The organism is Clostridia bacterium, from assembly GCA_019683875.1.
Taxonomy (GTDB): Bacteria; Bacillota; Sulfobacillia; order RBS10-35; family Bu92; genus Bu92.
Genome location: JADGHN010000073.1, coordinates 1 through 9,060, shown reverse-complemented (window position 1 = coordinate 9,060; position 9,060 = coordinate 1). Strand labels below are relative to the sequence as shown.

General features: G+C 70.6%; 12 protein-coding genes and 1 tRNA gene. 10 read left to right on the top strand and 3 right to left on the bottom strand.

The genetic code is table 11. The features are described 5' to 3' along the window. The 5 genes from IRZ18_06900 to IRZ18_06880 form a co-directional block, all read left to right on the top strand. On the top strand, positions 1-384 hold a 384-nt coding region (locus IRZ18_06900; protein MBX5476833.1), incomplete at its 5' end, for a pseudouridine-5'-phosphate glycosidase. An 11-nt stretch (positions 385-395) separates the two neighbouring features. Beyond that, a complete protein-coding gene (locus IRZ18_06895) occupies positions 396-1,178 on the top strand; it encodes an SDR family oxidoreductase (GenBank protein ID MBX5476832.1) in 783 nt (260 codons plus the stop codon). Positions 1,179-1,190: 12 nt separating this feature from the next. Continuing rightward, a complete protein-coding gene (locus tag IRZ18_06890) occupies positions 1,191-1,475 on the top strand; it encodes a hypothetical protein (protein MBX5476831.1) in 285 nt (94 codons plus the stop codon). A gap of 73 nt (positions 1,476-1,548) precedes the next feature. Beyond that, complete coding sequence (locus IRZ18_06885) at positions 1,549-2,295, top strand: DUF4037 domain-containing protein (protein MBX5476830.1); 747 nt, start codon at positions 1,549-1,551, stop codon at positions 2,293-2,295. 23 nt (positions 2,296-2,318) lie between these two features. Further along, the gene (locus IRZ18_06880; protein MBX5476829.1) at positions 2,319-2,606 is read left to right on the top strand and encodes a hypothetical protein; all 288 of its coding nucleotides are present in this window, start codon (positions 2,319-2,321) and stop codon (positions 2,604-2,606) included. A gap of 51 nt (positions 2,607-2,657) precedes the next feature. Here IRZ18_06880 and IRZ18_06875 read toward each other — a convergent pair whose 3' ends face one another. Continuing rightward, positions 2,658-3,968, bottom strand: coding sequence for a S8 family peptidase (locus IRZ18_06875; GenBank protein MBX5476828.1), 1,311 nt, complete (start codon positions 3,966-3,968; stop codon positions 2,658-2,660). 61 nt (positions 3,969-4,029) lie between these two features. Beyond that, a complete protein-coding gene (locus tag IRZ18_06870) occupies positions 4,030-4,680 on the bottom strand; it encodes a polysaccharide deacetylase family protein (protein ID MBX5476827.1) in 651 nt (216 codons plus the stop codon). 328 nt (positions 4,681-5,008) lie between these two features. On the opposite strand from IRZ18_06870, the gene IRZ18_06865 reads away from it, so the two are divergent. Both IRZ18_06865 and IRZ18_06860 read left to right on the top strand, forming a co-directional pair. Beyond that, the gene (locus IRZ18_06865) at positions 5,009-5,938 is read left to right on the top strand and encodes a trypsin-like peptidase domain-containing protein (protein MBX5476826.1); all 930 of its coding nucleotides are present in this window, start codon (positions 5,009-5,011) and stop codon (positions 5,936-5,938) included. Between the two features lie 32 nt (positions 5,939-5,970). Then, on the top strand, positions 5,971-6,651 hold the full coding sequence (locus tag IRZ18_06860; GenBank protein MBX5476825.1) for a hypothetical protein: 681 nt from the start codon (positions 5,971-5,973) through the stop codon (positions 6,649-6,651). A 59-nt stretch (positions 6,652-6,710) separates the two neighbouring features. On the opposite strand, the gene IRZ18_06855 is transcribed toward IRZ18_06860, so the two are convergent. Next, positions 6,711-6,795, bottom strand: a tRNA-Leu gene (locus IRZ18_06855). A gap of 107 nt (positions 6,796-6,902) precedes the next feature. Between IRZ18_06855 and IRZ18_06850 the strand changes: the two genes are divergently transcribed. The 3 genes from IRZ18_06850 to IRZ18_06840 all read left to right on the top strand — a co-directional run. After that, a complete protein-coding gene (locus IRZ18_06850) occupies positions 6,903-7,970 on the top strand; it encodes a L,D-transpeptidase (GenBank protein ID MBX5476824.1) in 1,068 nt (355 codons plus the stop codon). Between the two features lie 103 nt (positions 7,971-8,073). Then, a complete protein-coding gene (locus tag IRZ18_06845; protein MBX5476823.1) occupies positions 8,074-8,676 on the top strand; it encodes a sigma-70 family RNA polymerase sigma factor in 603 nt (200 codons plus the stop codon). After that, on the top strand, positions 8,673-9,060 hold a 388-nt coding region (locus IRZ18_06840), incomplete at its 3' end, for a zf-HC2 domain-containing protein (GenBank protein MBX5476822.1). The genes IRZ18_06845 and IRZ18_06840, both read left to right, overlap by 4 nt.

The following is a 9,060-nucleotide window of genomic DNA, read 5'->3' as shown; positions in this document are numbered from 1 at the left end:
CTGGTGCTGGGGGGGCGCTGCGCACGGTGGCCCGCGTTCTACGCGGCGGAGAGCGACATCGCCGTGGAGCACCGCGTGGACGCCCCGCAGGCGTGCGCCGCCGTCCTCGCCGCCCATTGGGCGGCGGGCGGAGCCGGCGCGGTGGTGCTCGTGCCGCCGCCCGCCGACGTGGCCATGCCCTTCGACGAGGCGGAGGCAGCGATCCAGGCGGCGCTCAAGGAGGCGGAAGCGCGCGGCGTGCACGGAAAGCAGGTCACCCCGTTCCTCCTCAGCGCCGTCGAACGCCTCACGGGCGGCCGGAGCCTCGCCGTCAACCGGGCGCTCGTGCGGAACAATGCCGGGGTCGCCGCGCAGGTGGCGCGCGCCCTCGCTGAAGGAGCCTAGGGGGGACCGTCATGGCGGAGCGGCGGGTCGCGCTCGTCACGGGGAGCGCCACGGGCCTGGGCCGAGCCGTCGCCCTGGCCCTTGCGGAGGCGGGCTGCGATGTCGCCGTGAACTACGTCCACAGCGCGGCCGAGGCGGAGGCGTTAGCCCGCGGCATCGCGGACCTGGGCCGCCGCGCGGCCAGCTTTCAGGCGGACGTGAGCGAGGCCGAAGCTGCGGAGGGGCTTGTCGCGGCGACGGAATCCATGTTCGGGCGCGTCGACATCCTCGTCCACGTGGCCGGTCCGTTCCTGTTCGAGCGCCGCACCCTGGCCGACCTGTCTCCAGAAGAGTGGAGGCGGCTGCTGGACGGCAACCTGACGGCGGCGTTCCACCTGGTCCGCCGCGCGCTGCCGGGCATGCGGGCGCGTCGTTGGGGACGGATCGTGCTTTTCGGCTTCAGCGAGGCCGGTCAGGCTCCCGGCTGGCCCGGTCGCGCGGCGTACGCCGCGGCGAAGGTGGGCGTCGTCAGCCTGGCCCGGTCCCTGGCGTTCGAGGAGGCGCCCCACGGCGTGACGGTGAACGTCGTCTGCCCCGGCGACATCCGCCATCCGTGGAAGGAGCGGCGCATCGCCGAGGCCCGCGGCGCGCGCGACGAGCGCACGCCGGTCGGGCGGCCCGGCACGGGCGAGGACGTGGCGCGCGTCGTCCGCTTCCTGTGCGAGGAGGACTCCGACTTCCTGACCGGCAACGTCATCGAGGTGACCGGCGGCCTGAGCCCTCTGCGGTTCAGGGGACCGCGGCCGCTGGACTGAGGGGGGCCGTCCGTGGCGGAAGAGAACCGCGTGGAAGCGCTGATCGAACACTTCATGGAGCTCTCGTGGTCGGAGCCGTGCACCGTGGAGGAGTACGTCGACCGGCTCGCGAGCGGCGCGTACGGACCGGTGTCGCGGGAGGAGATCCTCGCCTTCATCGACCGCATCGCCGCGATCACGTTGGGAAACATCGAACTGAAGGCCACGGAAGGCGGTCCCTGGTCGCAGCGGGCCGAGGAGGTGGCGGAGGAACAGCGCGAGCGGTTCGCACGCCTGCGCGCGCGTTTCCAGGGGTGAAGCGCCGGGACTTGCCAGGAGTCCCGCGACAGGTCGAGAAAGGAAGGGCCATCACCCCGTTGGAGGTGGGGAAGTGGAGGCGGAACTGGTCGAGTGGGCGCATCGAAGGCGCGCGCCCGCCGTCGCGGGGATCCTCTGGGAGGGGTCGACGGCGCGCGGCGTCCCGGACCCGGAAGCGGAGATCGACTTGCGCATCGTCTGGAGGCATGCGCCAGGGCGGACGGGCCGGCTGGAGGCCGCCGTCATCGCCGGCCGCGTGGCGCACGTGCGGCACTCGCTCCTGCATGAGCTCGCTCACGCCGAATGGACCCCCTACGTTCGCTACTCCTTCGCGACCGCACGCATTCTCGTCGACCCGGACGGCGACGTCCGCCGCCTCATCCGCCGGCAGCTTGCGCTCTCCGATGATCGACGCCGCGATGAAGCGCTCTTCTGGTACTGCGAGCTTCGCTCGTCATGGCAGGCGGCCCGGCGTGCGTTCGCGCGGGAGGATTGGGCGGACTGCGCGTATTCGTTCGCGCAGGTGGCCGAAGCGGCGATGCGGTGCTACTTCGGCTGCACCCAGGACTGGGTCCCGTATCGCAAGTGGCTGGCGAACGAGTTCCTCAAGGCGAACCCCCCGTACGACTTGCGCTCAGGCGTCTTGCAGCTCCTTGCCATACCCGGGTACGACGGCGAGTCGCTCCGCGAGCGGCTGGAGCTGGGCCGGCAGGTGGTGGAGGGGTGCCGGGACCTCGTGGCGCGTCGCTTCGGCATCTCGCGCGGACGGCTGGACGGCTGGGAGGCCATCGAGCCGCGCGCCAGCCGCATGCCGGTGTAGGATGGGCGGAGGGAGCGGAGCCGGTGTTCAACCGTGCATTCTTCGAGGAGCATCTGTTCAAGCTTTTGGCCCACTATTCCGCCACGCATGAGACGCACGGGCCCGTCGTCGAGCTCAAGGTCACAGACGGCAGCGTGTTCAAGGTGAAGGAGAAGGTCGTCGCCACCGATGACTGGGTCACGCTGGAAGTCTGGGAGAGCGACGAGGCCCATGTGCCCGTGCAACTCACGCTGCCGTACGGCGCGGTCCTGATGGTGAAGATCTATCCCACCGATCCGGACAAGGAACACATCGGGTTCCGGCGCGGCTGAAGGCGGGGCGCCCGCCCTCCCTCGTGCTCGCCGGTCCCGCGATGCCGCGCGTCAAACGGCGTTGGCGTGAAGGCGGCGGAGCGCGTCGAGCGCGGCGGGCGCGTCGACGAGGCCGCCGCCCTGCGCTTCCTTCGGGGCGCCGAGGTCTCGCGCCGTTCGCGTGAGCGCGGCCTTGACCTCGTCCGGGCTCGCGTCCGGCACGGCCTCCAGAAGTTGGGCGACCACGCCCGCCACGATCGGCGTGGCCATCGACGTGCCGGAGAGCGTCGCATAGCCCCGCGTGGCCTTCGGCCGCGAGTCCTGGAACTTGGCTCCCGGGGCCCGCAGCGACGTGATCGCCACGCCCGGGGCCACGACATCCGGTTTGGCCACGCCGCGCGGCGCCGGACCCCGGCCGGAGAAGGGCGCCACCACGTCGTCCGAGGTGTCGGGCGTCGAGCGGTCGTCGCTCGCTCCCACGGTGATGACCGACGGCGCGACGCCCGGCGTCGCCACGGAGCCCTCGTCGGGCCCGCCGTTTCCCGCGGCGGCGCACACGACGATCCCCTCGCGCCACGCGTGCTCCACGGCCGCCACGAGCGGATCCTCCGTCCCCGCCTCCACCGGGGAGCCGAGCGACAGGGACAGCACCCGAACGTTGTAACGCTGCCTCTGCTCGATCACCCAGTCGATGCCCGCCAGGACCTGCGCGGCCGTGCCGCCCCCGTTCCTGTCGAGGGCCTTGACGGCCACGAGCCTGGCTTCGGGAGCCGGCCCCCGAAAGCGGCCGGCGCTGTCGTGCCCGTTGCCCGCGACGCAGCCGGCGACATGCGTGCCGTGGCCGTTGTCGTCGTAGGGGTAGCGGCGGCCGTTGACGGCGTCGTAAAACGCAACGATCCGGTTGCGCGGCTGGGTCAGGTCAGCGTGCGGCCAGACGCCCGTGTCGACGATCGCGACGGTCACGCCGCGGCCGGTGACGGATCGGTCCCACAGCGACGGCGCACCGACCGACGGCGAGGCCGTGTCCAGCAGGGTCCGCACCGGGTAGTTCGCGGTGACGTACTCCACGCTCGGATGTGCGACGAGCGCGGGCAAGCCGTGGGCCGGCACGCGCACGTGCACCGTGCCGAACCGCGGGTAGTGGCCCCGCAGGCGGCCGCGGGCGCGCCGCACGGCCTCCTTGAGCGCCTCCAGCTCCCCGCTGTGGGCCGGACACCGGACGAGCAGGTCGAGCGATGTGAACCGCAACCGGGTGTCGCGCCAGAGCGGATGGACCGTGCAGGGAAGCGGCTCGGGCACGTGATGGAGCGCGGCCAGCATCTGGCGCAGCGGCCGCGACAACTTGAGCGCATGTTCGTTCAGCCAGTCGATTTCGTAGACCATGACGATCCCTCGCGGGACAGCCTATGCGGGGCTGTCCCCTTCGGTGCGCGGGGGATCGCCGTCAGTGCGTGCCCGTGAGTTTCTTGATGAAGCCGTCGAGCCCGTCAGACCGGTTGATGCGGATGCGGCGCAGCGTGTACCGTTCGTCCGGGCGGGCCAGCCCCGGGTTCGTCGTGACCGCCGCCACGTAGCCGGCTTCCTTGACGGCGGCGATCACGCGGGCGTCGTACCGGCCCGAGGGGTAGGCGAACGTCCGCACGACGACCTTGAAGCGCTGGGCGAGAAAGGTGCGGGAGCCGGCGACCTCTTCCGTGAGGCGCTTCTTCGACACCTGGCGGAGGTCGGGATGGGTCATGGTGTGGGAGCCAAGCTCGTTGCCGGCCGCCAGCCAGGATTCCACCATGGCGTCCGTGAGCGCATGCGGGCGGTTGAGCAGTCCGGCCTGCAGGAACAGCGTCGCGACCTGGCCGTTCGCGCGCAGCACGGGCAGCGCGACGCCATAAGCGCTCTCATACCCGTCGTCGAAGGTGATGACGACCGGCTTTTCCGGGGCGGACCGGCGGCCCGACCATACGTCCACGGCTTCGGCGAGCGTGAGGGTGTGATATCCGTGCGTTTTGAGGTATTCCATCTGGCGGCGGAAGTCGTCCGGGTTGACATACAACTGCGACCACGCGCCGGCGGGATCGCCGAGTTCGTGATACATCAGCACCGGAATGGGCTCGCTCGAGCCCTCTGAAGGCCCGGCGCCCGCTTCCGGCGAACTCGCGGCGGACAGCGCGGCGACGGGCTCCGAGGCGAGGGGAGCGGGTGTCGCCGCGCCGGCCCCTTCGCTCGCGGCGCCCCTGTCCGCGGGGCGCGCCGAGGCGAGCCAGCCGCATGCGGAAAGTGCGATCGCCAGAGCCACCGCCATTGCGAACCGGGCCGGACGCGCCTTTCCACCGCGTGCCATCGCTTCCATCATCGGACATTATTGCCCGTTCGTCGTGGTCGCGCGGGCTTTGTAACGAACGTGTAACCCTTCGTGCTATGATGGCGCCATGGATCCCTGGTCTGAGATGAACATCCGAGCACTTGAGACCGCTCGTCCGGTTCTTGCCCACATCATGGCGAAAGATTCGAAAGACGGGTCCGTCGCGCTCGGCTCGGCGACGGTCATCGACCACTACCACGTCGTGGCGAGCGCCCAGTTCGGGGACGAGGACGACGACATCACCGTCACCACGTTCGACGGCCGCAAGCGGAAGGCGCGACCTCTGGCCACCGACCCGCTCTACTTCATCGCCGTGCTCCGGGTGGAGGGGCGCATCGAGGGCAGCTTCCCCGCTCTGGCCGACCTTGAGGAACTCGTGCCCGGCCGCGTCGTCCTTTCTCTGGGTGATCCGTTCGGTTACGGTCCCACGGTGTCCATGGGCGTGATCAGCGCCGCGGACCGCACGATCTACCGTCCGGAACGGATCCCGGTCGACAGCCTGATCGTGACGGACGCCGCCGTCCACCCCGGCAACATGGGAGGCCCGCTGATCACGTTGGAAGGCCGCGTGGCGGGCGTGAACGGCATCGCCTGGGGACAGGGGCTTGGCCTCGCCGTGCAGGCGGAGACCATCTGGCGCGTGGCCAACCAGATCATCGAGTACGGACAGGCCACGCATCCCTGGCTGGGATTCGGCGGGGAGCCTGAGATCGTCGACCAGGCGCTGGTGAGGCTCTTCGACCTGCCTGTTGACCGCGGCGTCGTCGTGGCCTACGTGGCGGAGGAGGGGCCGGGGCGGGAGGCCGGCGTGGAGCCCCTCGACCTTGTCGTGAGCGTGGACGGGAGGTCGGTCGCCAGCCTCGGCGCGATCCGGCGGGCCCTCGCGCGCAGGCGGCCCGGCGAGCGCGCGAAGCTCACGGTGCTGCGCGGCGGAGAGCTCATCGACCTCGAAATCCGCGTCGAAAACATGCCGCGGCTGTCGAAGTCGGAGAATTAGGCGGAATGCGCCCCAGAAGGGGGATGGGCGTCTTGAAGGCTGGTTCACTGGTCGCGGCGTTGATCGCGGTCACGGTGGTCGTGGGAGGCTGCAGCCTTTCCGGGCCGGGCTCGCGGCAGGCCGGATCTTCGGAGGCGTCCGGCGGCTCAGCCGTTTCGGAACCGGCCGCTCCGGGGTCGGAACTCGGCGGACCGTCGGAGACCGCGCCGTCCGAGGCCGGCGCCGCGCAGGAGCGCTTGCAGCGGTACGTCCTGCCGGACCCGCCCTCCGCGGACGGCCTCGCCGCGCTCGCCTACACGCTGGACAAGCAGGCGCGCATGGTGATTCGCGGCACCGCGGAAGCGTGGCTGGCGTTGGGCGAGCGCGCGTCCTCGCTCCAGGACGAGCTGTTGCAACAGATGCGCCACGAGCTGGCCACCCTCGCCACACCCGAATACGCGGACACGCTGGTCTCGGCCATGTCGAGCGAGTTCGCCGGCGGCGAAGGCGAGTGGACGTTCCCGGACCGCGAGACGGTGCTGTCGCTCAAGCTTGTTTCCGCGAACGAGAACACCGCGGTCGTGGAGGAGCGCCTGCAGGAGCACTACCCCGCGAGCGAGTGGGGCGGCGGGGCGTTCACGTCGACGGTCCAGGTCCACATCGTCCTGCAGAACACGCCCGAAGGATGGCGGCTCGGCGACGTGCAAAGCCAGCCGCTGGACAGCAGCAAGTGACTTGCCCGCAAAAACGTGCGGCGCGGCCACGGTGGCCGCGCCGTTCAATGTTTCAAACCTGGTGCCGGAGGTGGGATTTGAACCCACACGCCTTTTGGGCACACGATTTTGAGTCGTGCGTGTCTGCCGTTCCACCACTCCGGCGAACACCATTGATGATACCACGAAATCGGCATATCCAAGCCGGGGCGCGCATGGAATGCTTTCGGTGATGCGCGCCGATGGAAAGTCGAGGAAGATATGCGCGGCCGTTGTGGTGGGCGGGCGTTTCGCTGGCGCTGGTGACCCTCGCCGGCTGGTTGCTGCCGGATCCGTCGCCCGTCCACGCCGCCGAGGGCAAGACGCGCATCGAGATCAACCTGCCGGCCTATCGGCTGACCCTTTTCAAGGGAGACGAAGCCGTGGCGTCGTACCCGGTCGCGATCGGCGCGCCGGATCGCAAGGTCGGGAAGATCACGCGCGTCACGGCGACCCCCACCGGCCGTTTCACGATCGGCAAGAAGACGAAAAACCCGTCGTGGTTCCCTCCGTCGTGGTTCGTCCGCGAACAGGGCTGGGCCGACGGCTTCTTCATCGGCCCGGGCCCGTCCAACCCGCTCGGCGTGCGATGGCTCGGCCTGTCCCGCCCGGGATATGTGGGGTACGGCATTCACGGCACCGCGGACGACGCGTCGATCGGGCACGCCGTGTCGCTCGGCTGCGTCCGCATGCGCAATCGGGACGTCGTCGGCCTGTTCGACCGCGTCCAGGTGGGCACGCCCGTCGACATCGTCGATCGCCGCGTCGAAGTGGTGCGCGACGAGAACGGCCGGGCGCTGATCGCCCTGTACCCGGACGTCTATCACAGGGGGCGCCCGGATGTTGCGGACGTTCGGGCCGCATTGCGCGCCGCCGGCCTCGACGAACATCTGGGCGACGACGCCTTTTGGAAGAAACAGTTGGCCGCAGCCGGCCGCAGTCCCGTCTACGTCGCCGTCGGCGAGGCGACGGCCGCGCTGCCGCCGGTCCCGTCCCGGGTGCAGGCGGTCGCGCTGGAGAAGCGGCTCCCCGACAGGGTGCAGGTCTCCATCGCCCGCGCAACGCTGGGATTCGCCGAAAGGCAGGGCGACGACTACCTGCTGCCGGTGGCGCAGCTCCCCGAGGCGTTCCGCGCCCACTTCGATCGTGGCGACGACGGCCAGGTGCTGTTCTATGGCCAGCGGATGCCGGGCGCCGTCGTCCGGGACGGCGAGGCGCTGGTTCCGGTGCGCGCCATGGGACAGCGGCTGCACATGACGGAGCGCTGGTTGGACACGGCGTGGCTCGACCTGTCCTGGTAGCATGTTCCAGCCGCTTGCCAGCCGGACATCGCGACTTTACCCTTTCATTATGCGGCGCGTGTCGGCGGCGACGTCCCGGCGCGGGATTTGAGGTGCGGCTCGGTTGGTTCACGAGGACGACTTGATTCGGCTGGCGCAACAGGGCCAGGTCGCCGCCTTTGAAGCGCTCGTCGAGCGGCATCAGGCGCGCGTGTACTCGCTCGCGCTGCGGTTGACGGGCAACCGCGACGACGCCTTCGACATGGCGCAGGAGGCGCTGCTGAAGGCGTTCCTGTCCCTGCCGGCGTTCCGCGGCCAGTCCTCGTTCAGCACGTGGCTGCACCGCATCACGACCAACGTCTGCCTCGACGAAATGCGCAGGCGCGGGCGGCGCCCGCTCCTCGCCGTGGAGCGGGAGGACGAGGACGCGCCCCCGCGGGCCTACGCCGATCCGTCCCCCGGCCCCGAGGCGGAGGCCCTGCGGCGGGAAGAGCGGCGGGCCATCGAACGCGCCATCGCCGCGCTTCCGGAAGAGTTTCGCGTGCCGCTCGTGTTGCGCGACCTGCAAGGGTTTTGCTATGAGGAGATCGCCGAGCTCACCGGCCTGCCGCTCGGCACCGTCAAGTCCCGCATTCACCGCGCCCGCCTGCAATTGCGGGACCGCCTGACACCGGAACTTTTTCCGTCGCGAGACGTCTCCGCTGAAGAAGGAGGGCGGCGCGGATGACGTGCGAGCTCGATCGCAGCCAACTTTCGGCGTACGTCGACCAGGAACTCTCCGCGGACCAGCGGGCGGCCGTCGAGGCGCACCTCGCCACATGTTCGGAATGTTGCGCCGAGTTCGCAAGCCTGGGCTGGCTGGTGCAGAAGCTGCGCGCGCTGCCGGAAGTCGAACCCCCGGACGGCTTTCGTGAGGCGCTGCGCCGCCGGCTGCTGGCGGAAGCCGACGCCGCGGGATCGGATGGGCCTGGCGGCGCACCGGGCCCTGTCGCGGTGCGGGCGGCCACGCTGGCCGCGCCCGTCGCGTGGTGGAGGCGGACCGCACCCGTGGCCGCCGCGGCGGTCGTCGCCCTGGCCGTCGGCTTCGGCTCGGGGTGGGCCCTCTGGGGGC

Bases quoted from the DNA above. Each gene is read 5' to 3' on its own strand.
- IRZ18_06895 (MBX5476832.1), top strand. From the start codon at position 396: ATGGCGGAGCGGCGGGTCGCGCTCGTCACGGGGAGCGCCACGGGCCTG.
- IRZ18_06875 (MBX5476828.1), bottom strand. From the start codon at position 3,968: ATGGTCTACGAAATCGACTGGCTGAACGAACATGCGCTCAAGTTGTCG.
- IRZ18_06865 (MBX5476826.1), top strand. From the start codon at position 5,009: ATGGATCCCTGGTCTGAGATGAACATCCGAGCACTTGAGACCGCTCGT.